At 53.7% G+C, this 21,398-nt stretch carries 16 protein-coding genes; 14 read left to right on the forward strand and 2 right to left on the reverse strand.

What is annotated here, in order from left to right; all coding sequences use genetic code 11:
- Positions 1 to 41 precede the first annotated feature (41 nt).
- On the reverse strand, positions 42 to 818 hold the full coding sequence (yaaA, locus tag VI01_RS22595) for a peroxide stress protein YaaA (RefSeq protein WP_045816719.1): 777 nt from the start codon (positions 816 to 818) through the stop codon (positions 42 to 44).
- A gap of 213 nt (positions 819 to 1,031) precedes the next feature.
- Here yaaA and tal point away from each other — a divergent pair, with 213 nt between their 5' ends.
- From tal to nhaA, 6 genes are all read left to right on the forward strand, one after another.
- A complete protein-coding gene (gene tal, locus VI01_RS22600; protein WP_045816720.1) occupies positions 1,032 to 1,985 on the forward strand; it encodes a transaldolase in 954 nt (317 codons plus the stop codon).
- 123 nt (positions 1,986 to 2,108) lie between these two features.
- Entirely contained in the window at positions 2,109 to 2,696 is a 588-nt protein-coding gene (gene mog / locus VI01_RS22605; protein WP_038649159.1) for a molybdopterin adenylyltransferase, read from the forward strand.
- Between the two features lie 113 nt (positions 2,697 to 2,809).
- Positions 2,810 to 4,111, forward strand: a complete 1,302-nt coding sequence (locus VI01_RS22610) for an MFS transporter (RefSeq protein WP_045816721.1) — start codon at positions 2,810 to 2,812, stop codon at positions 4,109 to 4,111.
- Between the two features lie 212 nt (positions 4,112 to 4,323).
- Complete coding sequence (gene dnaK / locus VI01_RS22615) at positions 4,324 to 6,234, forward strand: molecular chaperone DnaK (RefSeq protein WP_045816722.1); 1,911 nt, start codon at positions 4,324 to 4,326, stop codon at positions 6,232 to 6,234.
- Between the two features lie 103 nt (positions 6,235 to 6,337).
- Positions 6,338 to 7,483 carry a molecular chaperone DnaJ gene (gene dnaJ, locus VI01_RS22620; protein WP_034826114.1) on the forward strand — a complete coding sequence of 382 codons (1,146 nt, stop codon included), beginning with the start codon at positions 6,338 to 6,340 and terminating at the stop codon, positions 7,481 to 7,483.
- Between the two features lie 267 nt (positions 7,484 to 7,750).
- Positions 7,751 to 8,929 (forward strand): Na+/H+ antiporter NhaA, encoded by a 1,179-nt coding sequence (gene nhaA / locus VI01_RS22625; protein ID WP_038649150.1) that lies wholly within the window; start codon positions 7,751 to 7,753, stop codon positions 8,927 to 8,929.
- A gap of 164 nt (positions 8,930 to 9,093) precedes the next feature.
- Here nhaA and rpsT read toward each other — a convergent pair whose 3' ends face one another.
- The gene (rpsT, locus tag VI01_RS22630; protein WP_034826107.1) at positions 9,094 to 9,357 is read right to left on the reverse strand and encodes a 30S ribosomal protein S20; all 264 of its coding nucleotides are present in this window, start codon (positions 9,355 to 9,357) and stop codon (positions 9,094 to 9,096) included.
- Positions 9,358 to 9,675: 318 nt separating this feature from the next.
- On the opposite strand from rpsT, the gene ribF reads away from it, so the two are divergent.
- The 8 genes from ribF (at position 9,676) to carB (ending at position 21,268) form a co-directional block, all read left to right on the forward strand.
- The gene (ribF, locus tag VI01_RS22635; RefSeq protein ID WP_045816723.1) at positions 9,676 to 10,614 is read left to right on the forward strand and encodes a bifunctional riboflavin kinase/FAD synthetase; all 939 of its coding nucleotides are present in this window, start codon (positions 9,676 to 9,678) and stop codon (positions 10,612 to 10,614) included.
- Positions 10,615 to 10,641: 27 nt separating this feature from the next.
- Entirely contained in the window at positions 10,642 to 13,461 is a 2,820-nt protein-coding gene (gene ileS, locus VI01_RS22640) for an isoleucine--tRNA ligase (RefSeq protein WP_045816724.1), read from the forward strand.
- Positions 13,461 to 13,964, forward strand: a complete 504-nt coding sequence (gene lspA, locus VI01_RS22645; RefSeq protein WP_038649144.1) for a signal peptidase II — start codon at positions 13,461 to 13,463, stop codon at positions 13,962 to 13,964. The genes ileS and lspA overlap by 1 nt, the downstream gene beginning before the upstream one ends.
- A 3-nt stretch (positions 13,965 to 13,967) precedes the next feature.
- Positions 13,968 to 14,438, forward strand: coding sequence for an FKBP-type peptidyl-prolyl cis-trans isomerase (gene fkpB, locus VI01_RS22650; protein WP_034826099.1), 471 nt, complete (start codon positions 13,968 to 13,970; stop codon positions 14,436 to 14,438).
- The gene (gene ispH / locus VI01_RS22655) at positions 14,419 to 15,372 is read left to right on the forward strand and encodes a 4-hydroxy-3-methylbut-2-enyl diphosphate reductase (RefSeq protein ID WP_034826097.1); all 954 of its coding nucleotides are present in this window, start codon (positions 14,419 to 14,421) and stop codon (positions 15,370 to 15,372) included. Before fkpB ends, ispH begins: the two co-directional genes overlap by 20 nt.
- Before the next feature lie 222 nt (positions 15,373 to 15,594).
- Positions 15,595 to 16,410 carry a 4-hydroxy-tetrahydrodipicolinate reductase gene (gene dapB, locus VI01_RS22660; protein WP_045816725.1) on the forward strand — a complete coding sequence of 272 codons (816 nt, stop codon included), beginning with the start codon at positions 15,595 to 15,597 and terminating at the stop codon, positions 16,408 to 16,410.
- Between the two features lie 471 nt (positions 16,411 to 16,881).
- Entirely contained in the window at positions 16,882 to 18,030 is a 1,149-nt protein-coding gene (gene carA / locus VI01_RS22665) for a glutamine-hydrolyzing carbamoyl-phosphate synthase small subunit (RefSeq protein WP_045816726.1), read from the forward strand.
- A 13-nt stretch (positions 18,031 to 18,043) separates the two neighbouring features.
- On the forward strand, positions 18,044 to 21,268 hold the full coding sequence (gene carB / locus VI01_RS22670) for a carbamoyl-phosphate synthase large subunit (RefSeq protein ID WP_038649136.1): 3,225 nt from the start codon (positions 18,044 to 18,046) through the stop codon (positions 21,266 to 21,268).
- Positions 21,269 to 21,398 lie beyond the last annotated feature (130 nt).

The raw sequence follows: 21,398 nt of genomic DNA on the forward strand, positions 1-21,398 counted from the left end.
GTCTTAACTGATCGGCATTACGCCCTGTTGGCGACCTTTTTTTATTTCTGCTCGCGGCGCTTAAACACCAGCTCGTTACCCTTACTCTCGTCAGCCGCAAAGAAGTAGCCATCGACATCAAACTGTTTCAGCTGCTCGGGCTTGCTCAGGCGGTTCTGAATCACATAGCGGCTCATCAGGCCACGCGCTTTCTTGGCGTAAAAACTGATCACTTTAAACTTGCCGTTCTTCTCATCGAGGAACACCGGCTTGATCAACTCACCGTTCAGTTGCTTCGGTTTCACCGCTTTGAAGTACTCATCGGACGCCAGGTTAATCAGCACCTCATCGCCTTGCTCGGCCATCGCGTCATTCAGCTTCTGCGTCAGTAAATCGCCCCAGAAACCGTAGAGATCTTTTGCCGCCGGGTTGGCCAGCTTGATGCCCATTTCCAGGCGGTAAGGCTGCATCAAATCCAGCGGACGCAGCACGCCGTATAAACCGGACAGCATGCGCAGGTGCTGCTGGGCAAAATCGAAATCTGCATCACTGAACGTCTCAGCCTGCAAACCGGTGTACACGTCGCCTTTAAACGCCAGAATTGCCTGTCGGGCATTGTCGAGCGTGAAGGGCGGCTGCCACTGGTTGAAGCGTTCGGCATTCAGATGTGCCAGTTTATCGCTGATGCCCATCAGTGAACTGATCTGCGCCGGTGAAAGATCGCGCGCAACATCGATCAGCTGTTGTGATTTTTCTAACAGTGTTGACTGCGTAAAGCGCTGTGTCGCCAGCGGGCTTTCAAAATCCAGTGTCTTCGCTGGCGAGATAACCATCAGCATCGTGTTTGTCCTTGTTGACCCGCCTGTTAACAGGGGATTGATCGGAATTAAGTTGCGACGAGTGTAGCAAAAAAGCTGCACGGATCGGCAAATCGCTCCCATTTGTTAGCGCTATCGTAATGAGGCACTTCGTGATGTTGCGCACTGAATTGTGCGTGATATTATCCCAACAGCCTTTTACACCCTGACAGTCAACCTAAGAGAAAGAGAACCATGACGGACAAACTTACTTCCTTGCGTCAGCTGACTACTGTGGTCGCCGACACCGGTGATATCGCGGCGATGAAGCTTTATCAGCCGCAAGATGCGACCACCAACCCTTCTTTGATCCTCAACGCCGCTCAAATCCCTGAATACCGCAAACTGATTGACGAAGCCATTACCTGGGCACGTCAGCAGAGCAGCAACAAAGAAGAGCAGCTGGCACTGGTTTCTGACAAGCTGGCCGTCAACATTGGTCTGGAAATTCTGAAACTGATCCCAGGCCGTATCTCTACCGAAGTTGACGCACGTCTCTCCTACGACACCGAAGCGAGCATCGCGAAGGCACGTAGCCTGATCAAGCTGTACAACGATGCGGGCATCAGCAACGACCGTATCCTGATCAAACTGGCTTCAACCTGGCAGGGCATCCGTGCTGCTGAGCAGCTGGAAAAAGAAAGCATCAACTGTAACCTGACTCTGCTGTTCTCCTTCGCGCAGGCGCGTGCATGTGCGGAAGCAGGCGTGTTCCTGATCTCGCCATTCGTAGGCCGTATCCTCGACTGGTACAAGCAGAACACCGATAAGAAAGAGTACGCTGCGCATGAAGATCCAGGCGTGGTGTCGGTGGCGGAAATCTACAACTATTACAAACAGCACGGTTATGAAACTGTGGTAATGGGTGCCAGCTTCCGTAACATCGGTGAAATCATCGAACTGGCCGGCTGTGACCGTCTGACCATCTCTCCGGGCCTGCTGAAAGAGCTGGCAGAGAGCGAAGGTGCGGTTGAGCGCAAGCTGAGCTATACCGGTGAAGTCAAAGCGCGCCCTGCGAAGATGACCGAAGCTGAGTTCTTCTGGCAGCACAACCAGGATCCAATGGCCGTGACCAAACTGGCTGAAGGTATCCGCAACTTTGCCATCGATCAGGGCAAACTTGAGAAGATGATCGCCGAACTGCTGTAAGGTGATTTACCGTGGCGGCAGCTGTCGCCACGGTTTTACGCTTTTCCCTCGACTCCGCTTTGTATTATCCTCTTTGCATCCCTCTTTATTTGCCGCCTTGCGGTCAACCACAGCGATAACTCAATGGATACTTTGCGTATTGGATTAATTTCCGTTTCCGATCGTGCTGCTAATGGCATTTATCAGGATCAAGGCATTCCGGCGCTGGAAAGCTGGCTCGCCGCCGCGCTGACTACCCCGTTTGAAATCGAAACCCGTTTAGTACCCGATGAGCAGCCGATGATTGAACAGGCGATCTGTGAACTGGTCGATGAACTGTTCTGCAATCTGGTACTGACCACCGGCGGAACCGGCCCTGCGCGCCGCGATGTTACGCCCGATGCTACCCTGGCAGTCGCCGATCGTGAGATGCCGGGTTTTGGCGAACAAATGCGTCAAATCAGCCTGCAGTTTGTGCCGACTGCGATCCTTTCGCGTCAGGTGGGGGTGATCCGCAAACAGTCGCTGATCCTCAATCTGCCGGGTCAGCCCAAATCCATCAAAGAAACGCTGGAAGGGCTGAAAGCAGAAGATGGTGCAGTGAAAGTGCCGGGTATTTTTGCTGCTGTACCTTATTGTTTACAGTTGCTGGAAGGGCCCTACGTGGAAACCGATCCCGAAGTGGTAGCAGCATTTCGTCCTAAAAGTGCAAGGCGTGAGACAAACGTCTGAAAATCGCCGTTTTCAGGCATAAAATTCAGCGATACTGGTGTGGCGAAATATTGACGGTATAGTAACTCCAGCTTTACAACCACACTGACTTTGTCTCTGGATACCGCACGACTATGGAAGCACATACAACGCGCCGTCTTAACGGCCAGGATTATAAAACCCTGTCGCTGGCCGCCCTCGGCGGGGCGCTGGAATTCTACGACTTCATCATCTTCGTTTTCTTCGCCGCCGTAATTGGCGAGCTATTTTTCCCACCGGATATCCCAGAGTGGTTGCGTCAGGTACAGACCTTCGCGATTTTCGCCGCAGGTTATCTGGCACGTCCGCTGGGCGGCATCATCATGGCGCACTTTGGTGACAAAGTTGGGCGCAAGAAAATGTTTAGTCTGAGCATTCTGTTAATGGCGTTACCCACGCTGGCAATGGGCGCACTGCCGACTTATGCCAGCATTGGCATCGCAGCGCCGATTTTGATGCTGCTGATGCGCGTGCTGCAGGGCGCCGCGATTGGTGGCGAGGTGCCGGGTGCGTGGGTCTTCGTGGCTGAACATGTGCCGGAAAAACGCATCGGTTTTGCCTGTGGCACGCTGACAGCGGGTTTAACCGCGGGCATTTTGCTGGGTTCGCTGGTGGCGACGGTGCTGAACACCACGCTTTCACCGGCAGCGATTCGCGATCACGGCTGGCGCATTCCGTTCTTCCTCGGTGGCTTATTCGGCTTGCTGGCGATGTATCTGCGCCGCTGGCTGCATGAAACGCCGGTGTTTAAGCAGATGCAGCAGCGTAAAGCGCTGTCTGACAAGCTGCCGCTGCAAACCATCCTTGCCAGCCATAAGCGCGGCATTGTGATTTCGATGCTGCTGACCTGGTTGCTCTCGGCCTGCATCGTGGTGGTGATTCTGATGGCGCCCACGCTGATGCAGAAACAGCATGGCATCCCCGCAGCATTGAGTCTGCAGGCCAACAGCGTCGCCACCGTTATGTTGCTGATCGGCTGCGTCATCGCGGGCTGGGTTGTGGATCGCTTCGGTGCGGCCCGTACGTTGATTGGTGGCTCCATACTGCTGGCCATCTTCAGCTGGAACTTCTTCCACCAACTGGGAGGTGCGCCGGAGATGCTGTTTGTCTGGTATGGACTGGCGGGATTGAGCGTTGGCGTGGTGGGTGTGGTGCCTTTTGTGATGGTTAAAGCGTTCCCGGCGGCGGTGCGTTTCACCGGCATCTCCTTCTCATACAATGTGGCCTATGCGATTTTCGGCGGTCTGACACCCATTAGCGTGACGCTAATGATGCAACTCACGCCGATGGCACCTGCCTGGTATGTGTTGGCGCTGGCGTTGATTGGTTTGCTGGTCGGCCTCTGGCTTCAGAGCGAAAAACAGCGATCGACGCTGCTCAATCAGGTAAATGTTTAACTCAAGGCGCGTAAGCGCCTTTTTCTTTTCCGCATTTTTTTAAAAATATTTTAGTTTTAACCCTTGATGCGCTCTGAAGCGGCCCCATTTAGTTGTCATCGAGTGATGGCAGGCAGCAAAAAAAGCCTGTCACAGCAGTTGAAAAGGGTCAGTTTGACCGCACATCTGCTAACAACGCTAATTGACAAAGAATTTAAGTGGGAGACGTTTAGATGGGTAAGATTATTGGTATTGACTTGGGTACAACCAACTCATGTGTTGCGGTTATGGATGGTGGTAAAGCACGTGTGCTTGAAAACGCCGAAGGCGATCGCACCACACCGTCAATCATTGCATATACACAAGATGGCGAAACTCTGGTCGGTCAGCCGGCTAAACGTCAGGCGGTGACTAACCCGCAGAACACCCTGTTCGCGATCAAGCGCCTGATTGGCCGTCGTTTCCAGGACGAAGAAGTGCAGCGTGATATCAAAATCATGCCGTACAAAATCATCGGTTCTGATAACGGTGACGCATGGTTGAACGTGAAAGACCAGAAAATGGCACCACCGCAGATCTCTGCTGAAGTGCTGAAAAAGATGAAGAAAACCGCGGAAGATTTCCTCGGTGAAGCGGTAACCGAAGCGGTTATCACTGTTCCAGCTTACTTCAACGATGCACAGCGTCAGGCAACCAAAGATGCCGGCCGTATCGCGGGTCTGGACGTAAAACGTATCATCAACGAACCTACCGCAGCTGCACTGGCTTACGGTCTGGACAAAGGTCAGGGCAACCGCACTATCGCGGTATATGACCTGGGCGGCGGTACTTTCGATATCTCTATCATCGAGATCGATGAAGTTGATGGCGAGAAAACCTTCGAAGTGCTGGCGACCAACGGTGATACTCACCTCGGTGGTGAAGACTTCGACAGCCGTCTGATCAACTACTTAGTTGCTGAATTCAAGAAAGACCAGGGTATCGATCTGCATAACGATCCGCTGGCGATGCAGCGTCTGAAAGAAGCGGCTGAAAAAGCGAAGATTGAACTGTCTTCAGCGCAGCAGACCGACGTTAACCTGCCGTATATCACTGCAGATGCAACCGGTCCTAAGCACCTGAACATCAAAGTGACCCGTGCGAAGCTGGAATCACTGGTGGAAGATCTGGTGACCCGTTCTATCGAGCCACTGAAAGTTGCGCTGCAAGATGCAGGTCTGTCTGTTTCTGATATCAACGACGTTATCCTCGTTGGTGGTCAGACCCGTATGCCAATGGTTCAGGCCAAAGTCACTGAGTTCTTTGGTAAAGAGCCACGTAAAGACGTGAACCCGGATGAAGCGGTTGCTGTAGGTGCTGCGGTTCAGGGCGGTGTGCTGGCTGGTGAAGTGAAGGACGTTCTGCTGCTGGACGTAACCCCGCTGTCGCTGGGTATCGAAACCATGGGTGGCGTGATGACTGCGCTGATCAGCAAGAACACCACCATCCCAACCAAGCACAGCCAGGTGTTCTCAACCGCTGAAGATAACCAGTCTGCCGTGACCATTCACGTGCTGCAGGGTGAGCGTAAGCGTTCAGGTGATAACAAATCTCTGGGCCAGTTCAACCTCGACGGTATCCAGGCTGCACCGCGCGGTATGCCGCAGATCGAAGTGACCTTCGATATCGATGCCGATGGTATCCTGCACGTGTCTGCGAAGGACAAGAACAGCGGTAAAGAGCAGAAGATCACCATCAAAGCTTCTTCAGGTCTGAACGAAGAAGAGATTGAAAAAATGGTGCGTGACGCAGAAGCGAATGCCGAGTCTGACCGTAAGTTCGAAGAACTGGTACAGACACGTAACCAGGGTGACCAGATTGCGCACAGCACCCGTAAGCAGTTGGATGAAGCCGGTGACAAACTGTCTGCTGAAGACAAAGCACCGATTGAGTCTGCGCTGACCGAGCTGAACACCGCGCTGAAAGGCGAAGATAAAGCAGAAATCGAAGCCAAAATGCAGGCTCTGATGGAAGTGTCTGGCAAACTGATGGAACTGGCGCAGCAGCAAGGCCAGGCGGGCGCAGCAGATGCTGGCGACGCTTCAGCGAAGAAAGATGACGATGTTGTCGACGCTGAATTCGAAGAAGTTAAAGATAAAAAATAATTGCCCCTGACCGGGCGCGACGGCTGGCCTGACAGCCGTTGAAACCAGCACGGGCGTAGGAGATCTCTCCACGCCCGTGCGATCATGTTAAGGGCAGAACAAAATGGCTAAGAGTGATTTTTACGAGATCTTAGGCGTCTCTAAATCCGCAGATGAGCGTGAAATCAAAAAGGCTTACAAGCGCCTGGCGATGAAATACCATCCGGACCGTAACCCGGACAATAAAGAAGCCGAAGCTAAGTTTAAAGAGATTAAAGAAGCCTACGAAGTCCTGACCGATGCGCAAAAGCGTGCGGCCTATGACCAGTACGGCCATGCAGCCTTCGAACAGGGTGGCATGGGCGGTGGTGGATTCGGTGGCGGCGGCTTTGGCGGCGGCGGTGCTGACTTCAGCGATATCTTTGGCGACGTATTTGGCGATATTTTTGGTGGTGGACGCCGTCAGCGTGCTGCCCGTGGCGCCGATTTACGCTACAACATGGAGCTGTCGCTGGAAGAAGCGGTACGCGGCGTGACCAAAGAGATCCGCATTCCAACCCTGGAAGAGTGTGATGTCTGCCACGGTAGCGGGGCGAAAGCGGGTACTCAGCCGCAAACCTGTTCGACCTGTCACGGTGCAGGCCAGGTGCAGATGCGTCAGGGCTTCTTTACCGTACAGCAGGCGTGTCCGACCTGTCACGGTCGTGGCTCGGTGATCAAAGATCCGTGCAATGCCTGTCATGGTCATGGCCGCGTTGAACGCCAGAAAACCTTGTCGGTGAAAATCCCGGCAGGCGTGGATACCGGCGATCGCATTCGTCTGAGCGGCGAAGGTGAAGCGGGTGAACACGGTGCGCCAGCGGGCGATCTGTACGTTCAGGTCTCGGTGAAAAAACACCCGATCTTCGAGCGTGAAGATAACAACCTGTACTGTGAAGTGCCGATCAACTTCGCGATGGCGGCATTGGGTGGCGAGATCGAAGTGCCTACCCTTGATGGTCGCGTGAAGTTGAAAGTGCCGTCTGAAACGCAAACCGGCAAGCTGTTCCGCATGCGCGGTAAAGGCGTGAAGTCAGTGCGCGGTGGCGCGGTGGGCGATCTGCTGTGTCGTGTGGTGGTGGAAACCCCAGTTAGCCTCAATGACAAACAGAAAGCGCTGTTGCGTGAGCTGGAAGAGAGCTTTGGTGGCCCAACGGGTGAGAAAAACAGCCCGCGCTCCAAAAGCTTCTTCGACGGTGTGAAAAAGTTCTTTGACGATCTGACCCGCTAATCGGGTCAGTGGTTCACCCTAAAGCGGAGAGGCGACTCTCCGCTTTTTTTATGGCTGTAATGCCACAAGGCAGGATTTTAATTGTGCACCTCATCTCTGTGCTATGTTCGCCTGTGGTGTCATCAAAATAAGCGCAGTGAAAGGTCCGGCTAGGGTCTAGGCTAACTTGTAGGGCTTTATCCTGCGATGAACGAGCCATAAGCTGCTTTTAACCAGATGATTCCGCCGCTAAACTACCGGGCGACATGTCCCTACTCAGGAGGAGTTGTGAACAAACCCCGTAGTCTTCGAAGCTTACTGAAGAGCTTCATTGAGAGCGATGCCAGTACCGGTATCGTGCTAATTCTGGCAGCGGTCGCTGCGATGATTCTCGCCAACAATCCGTCTACCGCCGGTGGCTATCAATCTTTCCTCGCCGAACCGGTACAGATTCGCTTTGGTGCGCTGGATATCAGCAAAAACCTGTTGCTGTGGATTAACGATGCCATGATGGCGCTGTTTTTCCTGGTAATAGGCCTGGAAGTGAAGCGTGAGTTGATTACTGGCGAACTGGCAAGCCGTGACCGGGCTATCTTCCCGGTGATTGCGGCGCTGGGCGGTATGGTCGCGCCCGCACTGATCTTCCTGTTCTTTAACCATGGCGATCCGATTGCACGCAACGGTTGGGCGATCCCCACCGCCACCGACATTGCCTTTGCGCTTGGCGTGCTGGCACTGCTGGGCAGCCGAGTGCCAACGGCGTTGAAAGTATTTTTGATGGCACTGGCGATCATCGATGATCTCGGCGCTATCGTGATTATTGCGCTGTTCTACACCAGCGATCTTTCCGTGCTGTCGCTCAGCGTGGCAGCAGGCGCAATTGTTGTGCTGGCTATCCTTAATCGCTGTGGTGTACGCAACATCGCGGTGTATATGTTAGTGGGCATCGTATTGTGGACGGCGGTGCTGAAATCAGGCGTGCATGCCACGTTGGCAGGCGTAGTGGTCGGTTTCTTTGTGCCATTAGAAGAGAAAGAAGGGCATTCACCTGCGGAGCACCTGGCACACGGTCTGATGCCTTGGGTGAACTGGCTGATCCTGCCGCTGTTTGCCTTCGCTAATGCCGGGATTTCACTGAGTGGCATTACCTTCGGCGATGTGCTGTCACCAGAGCCGCTGGGCATCATTCTGGGGCTGCTGATTGGGAAGCCGTTGGGCATCACGCTGTTCTGCTGGCTGGCGGTGAAATGGCGGCTGGCAGTGTTGCCAGGCGGTACCACCATTCGCGATATCATGGCGATAGGTGTGCTTTGTGGTATTGGCTTCACCATGTCGATATTTATCAGCTCGCTGGCCTTCGATGCCGCGCATGAGCAGCTGGTGACATTCTCGAAACTGGGAATTCTGAGTGGATCGCTACTGTCAGCAGTGATTGGCTATACACTGTTGCGAGTGAAGTTGCGTTAAGAAACGGTAACTTGTGGTCGCCATAAATGGTGACCTTACAAGGTGTCGTCGGGTGCGCATTCATGCGCATCTGGAAAAGGCTTTACGGGAAGAGCATAAATCGCAGGCATAAAAAAACCGGCTAAGCGCCGGTTCTTTCGACAAAGCGATAACCTAACAGGCGATTAAGCCAGTTTGGTGATCTGTGCAGCCAGGTTTGCTTTATGGCGTGCAGCTTTGTTTTTGTGGATCAGACCTTTAGCAGCCTGACGGTCCACGATTGGTTGCATTTCGTTGAATGCGTTCTGCGCAGCAGCTTTGTCGCCTGTTGCGATAGCCGCGTATACTTTCTTGATGAAAGTACGCATCATTGAACGGTTGCTTGCGTTATGCTTGCGACGTTTCTCAGATGTTACGGCGCGTTTCTTAGCTGATTTGATATTAGCCAAGGTCCAACTCCCAAATGTGATCTATATGGACAAATCAAAGGCCGAGGACTATGCCTTTTGCGCCTTCTTTTGTCAATGGATTTGTGCAAATAAGCGTCGTTTTAGCAACGGCGCTTGATTACGTAATTGATGGCGCAGGATTCTACCAGCAACACGTCGCTGAATACAGTATTTCGCATTAAAAATCTTCATTACCTGCCTGAGCAATGGGTTGCGTGCGCATTAAGCTGCACCATACGCAGGAAAGGCACGCAGACGGGTTAACCTGAAGGCCATTCAAGGGTATAATCCGCCGATTTCCACCGGTTTGAGTCAGCCATGAAGTTTATCCGCGGTATTTATAATCTGAAAGAGCAGCATCGCGGCTGCGTCCTGACCATTGGCAATTTTGACGGCGTACATCGCGGCCACCAGGCATTGATGGCGGAGTTGATTGCTGAAGGACGTCAACGCAATCTGCCGGTGGTGGTGATGCTGTTTGAACCGCAACCACTTGAATTGTTTGCCGGTGACAAAGCCCCGGCACGCCTGACGCGTTTGCGCGAGAAGCTGAAGTATCTCGAACAGGCGGGTGTTGATGCGGTGCTCTGCGTCCGCTTTGATCGCCGTTTTGCGGCACACTCCGCACAAAGTTTTATCGCTGAACTGCTGGTCGATAAACTCAACGTGAAGTTTCTCGCAGTGGGTGATGATTTCCGCTTTGGCGCTGGTCGCCAGGGGGATTTCCTGTTATTACAGAAAGCCGGTGTCGAGTATGACTTCGACGTCATCAGCACCCAGACCTATTGTGATGGCGGTGCGCGTATCAGCAGCACGGCGGTACGTCAGGCACTGGCACAGGATGATTTTGCGCAGGCGGAAGCGCTGCTGGGCCATCCATTCAGCATTTCAGGGCGCGTCGTGCACGGTGATGCACTGGGGCGCACCATTGGTTTCCCCACCGCTAACATTCCATTACGCCGCACAGTAACGCCGGTGAAAGGGGTGTTTGCGGTAGAAGTGTTAGGCCTGGGCGACAAGCCTATCGCTGGCGTGGCCAACATTGGCACACGTCCGACGGTAAAAGGTCTGCGTCAGCAGCTTGAAGTTCACCTGCTTGACACACATATGAATCTTTATGGCCACCACATTGAGGTGGTGCTGAAACAAAAGATTCGCGACGAACAGCGTTTCGCTTCGCTGGACGCGTTGAAAGAACAAATTGCGAAAGATGTGGTGACGGCCCGCCAATTTTTTGGGCTTAACGCACCGGCTTAATGACCGAAATACGGAACCGAGAATCTGATGAGTGACTATAAATCTACCCTGAATTTGCCGGAAACGGGGTTCCCGATGCGTGGCGATCTGGCCAAACGCGAACCGGGAATGCTGCAACGTTGGACTGATGACAACCTGTACGGCATCATCCGCGAAGCCAAAAAAGGGAAAAAAACCTTTATTTTGCATGATGGCCCTCCGTACGCGAACGGCAGCATTCATATTGGTCACTCCGTTAACAAGATTCTGAAAGACATTATCGTTAAGTCGAAAGGCATGGCGGGATACGACTCGCCATATGTACCCGGTTGGGACTGCCACGGCTTGCCGATTGAGCACAAAGTTGAGCAGATGATCGGTAAACCGGGCGAGAAAGTCTCCGCTGCGGAATTCCGTGCCGCCTGCCGTAACTATGCTGCTGAGCAGGTTGAAGGCCAGAAGAAAGACTTTATCCGTTTGGGCGTACTGGGTGACTGGGATCGTCCGTACCTGACTATGGACTTCAAAACTGAAGCCAACATCATTCGTGCGCTGAGTAAAATTATTGGCAACGGCCACCTGCACAAAGGCGCCAAACCGGTGCACTGGTGCATGGATTGCCGTTCAGCACTGGCTGAAGCGGAAGTGGAGTACTACGACAAAACCTCCCCTTCTATCGACGTGATGTTTAACGCCGTTGATGCTGATGCGGTACGCGCTAAGTTTGGCGTTGCAGCCTCTGAAGGCCCGGTTTCTCTGGTGATCTGGACTACCACCCCGTGGACCATGCCTGCTAACCGCGGTATCTCCCTGCATCCTGAGTTCGAATACCAGTTGCTGCAGATTGAAGGCCGCAGCTTGATCCTCGCCAAAGAGATGGTTGAGAGCGTGATGAAGCGCGCGGGCATCGCTGAGTGGACGGTCCTGGGCGAATGCAACGGTTCAGCACTTGAGTTGCAACTGTTCCAGCACCCGTTCCTTGAGCAGATCCAGTCGAAAGTCGTATTGGGCGAGCACGTTACGCTGGAAGCGGGTACCGGTGCAGTGCATACCGCACCTGGACACGGCCCGGATGACTATGTGATCGGCCAGAAATACGGTCTGGAAACCGCTAACCCTGTCGGTCCAGATGGCGCGTACCTGCCAGGCACCTATCCAACGCTGGACGGCGTAAACGTGTTTAAAGCCAACGACATGATCGTTGAGCTGCTGAAAGAGAAAGGCGCACTGCTGCACGTTGAAAAACTGCTGCATAGCTATCCGCACTGCTGGCGCCACAAAACCCCGATCATCTTCCGTGCTACCCCTCAGTGGTTCATCAGCATGGATCAGAAAGGCCTGCGTGCGCAGTCGCTGAAAGAGATTAAAGGCGTGCAATGGATCCCGGATTGGGGCCAGGCGCGTATCGAAGCGATGGTGGCGAACCGTCCAGACTGGTGTATCTCACGTCAGCGTACCTGGGGCGTGCCGATGGCGCTGTTCGTGCACAAAGAGACCGAGCAGCTGCATCCGGATACGCTGGAGCTGATGGAAAAAGTCGCGAAGTGCGTAGAGCAGGATGGCATTCAGGCATGGTGGGATCTCGATCCGCGCGATCTGATGGGCGACGACGCTGATCACTATGTCAAAGTACCGGATACGCTGGATGTGTGGTTCGATTCAGGCTCAACCAGCTACTCCGTGGTCGATGCGCGCCCAGAATTTGGCGGCCATGCGCCGGATATGTATCTGGAAGGTTCAGATCAGCATCGTGGCTGGTTCATGTCTTCGCTGATGATCTCGACGGCGATGAAAGGCAAAGCGCCTTATCGTCAGGTACTGACGCACGGTTTCACCGTGGACGGTCAGGGCCGCAAGATGTCGAAATCCATCGGCAATACCGTGGCTCCGCAGGATGTGATGGACAAACTGGGCGCGGATATCTTGCGTCTGTGGGTCGCCTCAACCGATTACTCCGGTGAAATGGCGGTGTCCGATGAGATCCTGAAGCGTGCCGCTGACAGTTATCGCCGTATCCGTAACACCGCGCGCTTCCTGCTGGCAAACCTCGCGGGCTTCAACCCGGCGACCGATTGCGTGAAACCCGAAGAGATGGTGGTGGTCGATCGCTGGGCGGTTGGCCGTGCGCTGGCTGCACAGCAAGACATCGTCCAGTCATACGAGAACTACGATTTCCATGAAGTGGTGCAGCGTCTGATGCACTTCTGCTCCATCGAAATGGGCTCGTTCTATCTTGATGTGATCAAAGATCGTCAGTACACCGCGAAAGGTGACAGCCTCGCGCGTCGCAGTTGCCAGACCGCGCTGTGGCACATCGTTGAAGCGCTGGTGCGCTGGATGGCGCCAATCATGTCCTTCACTGCTGATGAAATCTGGGGCTACCTGCCGGGTGAACGTGCTAAATACGTATTCACTGAAGAGTGGTATGAAGGCCTGTTTGGTCTGGCGGATAACGAAGCACTGAACGACGCCTACTGGGATGAGCTGCTGAAAGTGCGCGGCGAAGTCAACAAAGTGATCGAGCAAGCGCGCAGCGATAAACGTATCGGTGGCGCACTGGAAGCCACAGTAACGCTTTACGCGGATGCTGAACTGGCCGCTAAACTGCAGGCGCTGGGCGATGAGTTGCGTTTTGTCTTGCTGACTTCCGGCGCAACGGTGGCGGACTACGCCACTGCCAGCGATGAAGCGCAGCAGAGCGAAGTACTGAAAGGTCTGAAAATCGCCCTGCATAAAGCAGAAGGCGAGAAATGTCCGCGTTGCTGGCATTACACTACTGACGTTGGCCAGAATCCGGAGCATGCTGCGGTCTGTGGACGTTGTTACACCAACGTAGCCGGCAACGGTGAAGTGCGGAAATTTGCCTGATGAGTAAACTCTGCTCTACCGGATTGCGCTGGTTGTGGCTGGTGCTGGTGGTGATCGTGGTCGATTTCGCCAGCAAGCAGTGGATCATGAACAACATGATGCTGCATGAAACACAGCCGCTGATACCGTTCCTGAATCTGTTCTACGCGCACAACTATGGCGCGGCGTTCAGCTTCCTGGCGGATAAAGGTGGCTGGCAGCGTTGGTTCTTTGCCGGCATCGCGATTGCGATTGTGGTCGCGCTGGTGGTGATGATGTATCGCAACCGTGCAAGTAACAAATTAACCAATATTGCCTACGCGCTGATTATCGGCGGGGCGTTGGGTAACCTGTTTGACCGTGCATATCACGGCTTCGTGGTGGATTTCATCGACTTCTACGTTGGTGACTGGCATTTTGCCACCTTCAACATCGCTGACTGCGGCATCTGTATTGGTGCGGCCTTGGTGGTGCTGGAAGGATTCCTCACGCCGAAAGACAAACAGGTCAAAGAGAAAGGGTAACAAATGACTGAGTCCGTACAGCGCGATAGCGCGTTGCTGGTGCATTTCACGCTGAAGCTGGAAGATGGCTCAACAGCGGAATCCACACGCGCCAACGGCAAACCAGCGCTGTTCCGTCTGGGAGATGGCAGCTTGTCGGGTGCATTGGAACAGGAACTGTTAGGACGTAAAGTCGGCGATAAGCATGCCTTTACGCTGGCACCGGAAGATGCCTTTGGTGGCACCAGTCCGGACCTGGTTCAGTACTTTTCGCGCCGTGACTTTAAAGATGCTGGCGAACCTGAAGTCGGTTCCATCATGCTGTTCAGCGGCAGAGGTGGCAGCGAGATGCCGGGTGTGATCCGTGAAATTTCCGGTGACTCTATCACCGTTGATTTTAACCATCCGTTGGCCGGCCAGCGCATTCAGTTTGAAATTGAAGTGCTGGAGATTGATCCGGTGCTGGAGGCCAGCGATGCAAATCCTGTTAGCTAACCCTCGCGGTTTCTGTGCAGGCGTGGATCGCGCCATCAGTATTGTGGAGCGCGCGCTGGAGATGTACGGTGCACCGATCTACGTGCGTCACGAAGTGGTACATAACCGCTACGTGGTAAGTAGCTTGCGCGATCGGGGAGCGATCTTCATTGAAGAGATCAGCGAAGTGCCGGACGATGCCATCCTGATCTTCTCCGCTCACGGCGTTTCTCAGGCGGTGCGGGCGGAAGCGAAGGCGCGCAATCTCACTATGCTGTTTGACGCCACTTGTCCGCTGGTGACCAAGGTACATATGGAAGTGGCGCGCGCCAGCCGTAAAGGTGTGGAAGCCATTCTGATTGGTCATGCCGGACACCCTGAAGTGGAAGGCACCATGGGGCAGTATAACAACCCCAACGGTGGCATGTATTTGGTGGAGTCACCGGAGGATGTGTTCAAGCTGAGCGTTAAGGACGAAGGCAATCTGTGCTTCATGACGCAGACAACCTTATCGGTTGATGATACGTCAGATGTGATTGATGCACTGCGTCAGCGCTTCCCGGCAATTATTGGCCCACGCAAAGATGATATCTGTTACGCCACCACTAACCGCCAGGAAGCCGTGCGTGTTCTGGCGCGTGATGCGGAAGTGGTGCTGGTGGTTGGCTCGAAAAACTCCTCTAACTCCAACCGTCTGGCCGAACTGGCACAGCGTGCGGGGAAACTGGCGAAGCTGATCGATTCAGCGGATGACATTCAGGAAGAGTGGGTTAAAGGCAAGCAGATCATCGGTGTGACGGCGGGCGCCTCGGCACCGGATATTCTGGTGCAGCAGGTGATTCAGCGCTTGAAAGAGTATGGCGGCGAAGCCGCGATTGAGCTGATTGGCCGCGAAGAGAACATTGTGTTTGAAGTGCCGAAAGAGTTGCGTGTCGAAGTGCGCAACGTCCAGTAAGCGTTTGCTACCGAAACAGAATCAGGCCGACATCGTTCGGCCTTTTCTTTATCTGTCGTCGCCAAAAAGACCACTTCCAGCAGGTGGGATTGCTTTTACTGATAATGTTTGGCGGCTGGCATAAAATTCTTATTATCCCTTTTTTATTGTGGCGTGACTGTTATCTGACCGTTAACCTGTTTACGCTTTGCATGCATAGATTTGTATCAGGAATGAATAATTATGAGTGATATCCGCATTGCTATCGTTGGTGCGCCGGGCCGCATGGGACGCAATTTAATTCAGGCCGTGCAGCAAGCGGAAGGTGTCGCGTTAGGCGCAGCACTGGCACGCAGCGGTTCTTCACTGCTGGGCGCTGACGCAGGTGAACTGGCTGGTATCGGTAAAACCGGTATTACCGTTACCGATGATTTGCTGAAAGTCGTCCATGATTTTGATGTGCTAATCGACTTTACTCGCCCGGAAGGCACGCTGGAATATCTGGCGTTCTGCCGTGAGCATCAAAAAGCGATGGTGATCGGCACCACGGGTTTCGATGAAGCGGGCAAAGAAGCGATTCGCGCTGCTGCGGAAGAAATTGGCATTGTGTTTGCCGCTAACTTTAGTGTTGGAGTGAACCTGGTGCTGAATCTGCTGCAGCAAGCGGCCAAAGTGATGGGTGACTATGCTGATATTGAAATCGTGGAAGCGCATCACCGTCATAAAGTTGATGCACCATCAGGTACAGCGTTAGCGATGGGCGAAGCCATTGCCGATGCGATGAACTGGAATTTAGACGAGCACGCGGTCTACGCCCGCGAAGGCCATACCGGCGAGCGTAAAGCACAGACCATCGGTTTCGCGACCGTGCGTGCGGGCGATATCGTCGGTGAGCATACCGCGATGTTTGCTGATATTGGCGAGCGTGTAGAGATTACCCATAAGGCTTCCAGCCGCATGACCTTTGCTAATGGCGCAGTTAAGGCGGCAAGTTGGTTGAAGAACAAGAAATCTGGCCTCTATGATATGCGAGATGTGCTGGATTTATCGATGTTGTGAGTGTTGTGAACCATCGTGATGTGGTTATTTCAATCGGTAAGATAATGATTGAATAGGGCAATGTGATCATTGCCCTTTATTTTACTTATTAAAATGATGGCTTGGTTGTTGTTTTGTCTTGTGATGGCCATTTTACAAGCTTTATGTCTATTAAGAAGTCAGTAAGATGCGATTTTTGACCATTTGGTCAAAAATTTATGCGTGGTAGCACGTATTTGCGATTATTGCCGCTTAGTAACCGTTTATTTTCCTCACTTATCTCACTCTTTTATCGCCTTTCTCGCTTTTTAACATTCAACAGCCTTAAAAATACAAAAAAATAGCCACTCAGGGTAGACAAGCTGAAGGTCGATCATTAGAATGCGCGCAATTTGCCAAAATTCGAGTATTCAGGCGGATTTTGCATTGATTCGGGCATGCATTTTGAATTAATATGCAAATATTGTGACTGTTTATTCCCTGGAGGATGTTTTGATTAAGTCAGCGCTCTTGGTTCTGGAAGACGGAACCCAATTCCACGGTCGGGCCATCGGGGCAACGGGGTCGGCAGTGGGGGAAGTCGTTTTCAACACGTCAATGACTGGTTATCAAGAAATCCTCACTGATCCTTCCTATTCCCGCCAAATCGTTACCCTCACTTATCCCCATATCGGCAATGTTGGCGTTAATGCCGCCGATGAAGAATCCAGCCAAATCCATGCTCAAGGCCTCGTTATTCGCGACCTGCCGCTGATCACCAGCAACTTCCGCAGTGAAGAAAGCCTGTCAGCTTACTTGCAGCGCAATAACATTGTCGGTATCGCCGACATTGATACGCGCAAACTGACGCGTTTGCTGCGTGAGAAGGGCGCACAGAGTGGCTGCATTATTGCGGGTGATAATCCAGATGCGGCACTGGCGCTGCAAAAGGCGCAGGCGTTCCCGGGCTTGAAAGGAATGGATCTGGCAAAAGAAGTGACCACCGCAGAAACTTACGCGTGGCAGCAGGGGAGCTGGACCCTGGAAGGGGATTTGCCTGAGCAGAAAACGGCTGCAGAGCTGCCGTTCCACGTTGTCGCCTACGACTTCGGCGCTAAGCGCAACATCCTCCGTATGCTGGTGGATCGTGGCTGCCGCTTGACGGTTGTCCCGGCCAAAACCAGCGCAGAAGAGGTGCTGGCACTGAATCCAGATGGCATCTTCCTGTCGAACGGTCCTGGTGACCCGGAGCCGTGTGACTACGCCATTAATGCAATTCAGGCGTTCCTGAAAACCGATATTCCGGTGTTCGGTATCTGCCTTGGCCATCAGCTGCTGGCACTGGCAAGCGGTGCGAAAACCATCAAGATGAAACTCGGCCACCACGGCGGCAACCATCCGGTCAAAGATCTCGACAACAATGTGGTGATGATTACCGCGCAGAACCACGGTTTTGCGGTTGATGACAGCCAGTTGCCAGAGAATCTGCGTGTCACGCATGTGTCGCTGTTCGACCAGACGGTACAAGGTATTCACCGCACAGATAAACCGGCCTTCAGCTTCCAGGGACACCCTGAAGCGAGCCCAGGCCCGCACGATGCGGCGCCGCTGTTCGATCACTTTATCGAACTGATCGAAGCTTACCGTTCTAACGCGAAGTAATCAGGAGCCCACGATGCCAAAACGTACAGACATAAAATCCATCCTGATCCTTGGCGCTGGCCCGATCGTTATCGGCCAGGCATGTGAATTTGACTACTCCGGTGCACAGGCGTGTAAAGCGCTGCGTGAAGAGGGTTACCGCGTCATTCTGGTGAACTCCAACCCGGCTACCATTATGACCGACCCGGAAATGGCCGATGCGACCTATATCGAGCCGATTCACTGGGAAGTGGTGCGTAAGATCATCGAAAAAGAGCGCCCGGATGCGGTTCTGCCGACCATGGGCGGCCAGACAGCGCTGAACTGCGCGCTGGAACTGGAACGTCAGGGTGTACTGGCAGAGTTTGGTGTCACCATGATTGGTGCGACCGCAGACGCCATCGATAAAGCCGAAGACCGCCGCCGCTTTGATGTAGCGATGAAAAGTATCGGTCTGGGTACTGCTCGCTCTGGTATCGCGCATACCATGGAAGAAGCACTGGCCGTGGCTGAAGATGTGGGCTTCCCGTGCATCATTCGTCCTTCCTTCACCATGGGCGGGACGGGTGGCGGTATCGCTTACAACCGCGAAGAGTTCGAAGAGATTTGCGAGCGTGGCCTGGATCTGTCCCCTACCAATGAGCTGCTGATTGATGAGTCGCTGATTGGCTGGAAAGAGTACGAGATGGAAGTGGTGCGTGATAAAAACGACAACTGCATCATCGTCTGTTCAATCGAAAACTTCGATGCGATGGGTATCCACACCGGTGACTCGATCACCGTGGCACCGGCGCAAACCCTGACGGATAAAGAATACCAAATCATGCGTAACGCCTCGCTGGCGGTACTGCGTGAAATCGGTGTTGAAACCGGCGGTTCTAACGTCCAGTTCTCAGTCAACCCGAAAGATGGTCGTCTGGTTGTTATCGAGATGAACCCGCGTGTGTCGCGCTCGTCAGCGCTGGCCTCCAAAGCCACCGGTTTCCCGATTGCAAAAGTCGCCGCGAAACTGGCGGTGGGCTTCACCCTTGATGAGCTGATGAATGACATCACCGGCGGTCGTACTCCGGCGTCGTTTGAGCCGTCAATCGACTACGTTGTGACCAAGATTCCTCGCTTCAACTTCGAGAAGTTCGCTGGCGCCAATGACCGCCTGACCACGCAGATGAAATCTGTGGGTGAAGTGATGGCAATTGGCCGCACCTTCCAGGAATCAATGCAGAAAGCGCTGCGCGGTCTGGAAGTCGGTGCAAACGGCTTCGACCCGAAAGTGGATCTGGATGATGCCGAAGCGCTGACTCGCATCCGCCGTGAGCTGAAAGATGCCGGTTCTGACCGTATCTGGTACATCGCCGATGCGTTCCGTGCCGGTATGTCGGTGGATGGCGTGTTCAACCTGACCAACATTGACCGCTGGTTCCTGGTGCAAATCGAAGAGCTGGTGCGCCTGGAAGAGCAGGTTGCGCGTGAAGGTGTTAACTCACTGAACGCCGATTTCCTGCGTGCACTGAAGCGCAAAGGCTTTGCTGACGTGCGTCTGGCAAACCTGGCGGGCGTGGCGGAGAGCGAAATTCGCAAACTGCGTCAGCAGTTCAACCTGCACCCAGTCTACAAACGCGTAGACACCTGTGCGGCTGAATTCTCCACCGATACCGCTTATATGTACTCCACTTATGAAGAAGAGTGCGAAGCGAATCCAAACCAGGATCGTGACAAAATCATGATTTTGGGCGGTGGTCCAAACCGTATCGGTCAGGGTATCGAGTTCGATTACTGCTGCGTGCATGCGGCGCTGGCGCTGCGCGAAGACGGTTACGAAACCATTATGGTGAACTGTAACCCAGAAACCGTTTCAACCGACTACGACACCTCTGACCGCTTGTACTTCGAACCGGTGACGTTGGAAGACGTGCTGGAAATCGTGCGCATCGAGAAGCCTAAAGGCGTCATCGTGCAGTACGGCGGCCAGACCCCGCTGAAGCTGGCTCGTGCGCTGGAAGCGGCAGGCGTGCCCGTGATTGGGACCAGCCCAGATGCGATTGACCGCGCTGAAGATCGTGAGCGCTTCCAGCAGGCGGTTGATCGCCTGAGCCTGAAGCAGCCGGCTAACGCCACCGTGGCTACGCTGGAGCAAGCCGTCGAGAAAGCCGCAGGTATCGGTTATCCGTTGGTGGTGCGTCCTTCTTATGTGCTGGGCGGCCGTGCGATGGAAATCGTTTATGATGAAATCGACCTGAAGCGTTACTTCCAGACCGCGGTTTCTGTTTCCAACGATGCACCGGTACTGCTGGACCGCTTCCTGGATGATGCAGTGGAAGTCGACGTGGATGCGATTTGCGACGGTGAACGTGTGCTGATTGGTGGCATCATGGAGCACATCGAGCAAGCCGGTGTTCACTCCGGTGACTCCGCCTGTTCACTGCCGGCTTATACGCTGAGCACTGAAATCCAGAACGTGATGCGTCAACAGGTCGAGAAACTGGCTTTCGAGCTGAACGTACGCGGTTTGATGAACGTGCAGTTCGCAGTGAAGGACAACGAGGTTTACCTGATTGAGGTGAACCCACGTGCGGCGCGTACCGTGCCATTCGTGTCTAAAGCGACCGGCGTACCTTTAGCGAAAGTGGCTGCGCGCGTGATGGCCGGGAAAACCCTGGCTGAGCAGGGCGTCACGAAAGAAATCATTCCACCGTATTATTCGGTGAAAGAAGTGGTGCTGCCGTTCAACAAGTTCCCGGGTGTTGACCCGATTCTTGGCCCAGAGATGCGTTCTACCGGTGAAGTGATGGGTGTCGGCCGTACCTTCGCTGAGGCATTTGCCAAAGCGATGCTGGGTGCGCAGAGCAACATGAAGAAAACCGGTCGTGCGTTACTGTCAGTGCGCGAAGGCGATAAGAAACGTATCGTCGACCTGGCGGCGAAGCTGCAGAAGTTTGGCTTCGAGTTAGATGCCACACACGGTACCGCTGTGGTGCTGGGTGAAGCCGGTATCAACCCGCGTCTGGTTAACAAGGTGCATGAAGGTCGTCCACACATTCAGGACCGTCTGAAGAATGGTGAGTACACCTACATCGTCAATACCACCGCGGGTCGTCAGGCGATTGAAGATTCCAAACTGATTCGCCGCAGTGCGCTGCAATATAAAGTGCATTATGACACCACGCTGAACGGTGGATTTGCTACGGCGATGGCGTTGAATGCCGACCCGACTGAGAAAGTGATTTCAGTGCAGGAAATGCATGCGCAAATCAAAGGTTAATCAATAAGTTGACCGACTGAAAACGGCTCCTGCGGGAGCCGTTTTTTTCGCCTGTTTATCATTAGTTGAATAAGGTTATGTGTGAAAAATCTATTGATTTGACATAGTTTTTATCAGTTGATGCGGTAAC

Origin of the sequence: Pantoea sp. SM3 (assembly GCF_000963995.1) — a bacterium.
Lineage (GTDB): Bacteria > Pseudomonadota > Gammaproteobacteria > Enterobacterales > Enterobacteriaceae > Pantoea > Pantoea rwandensis_B.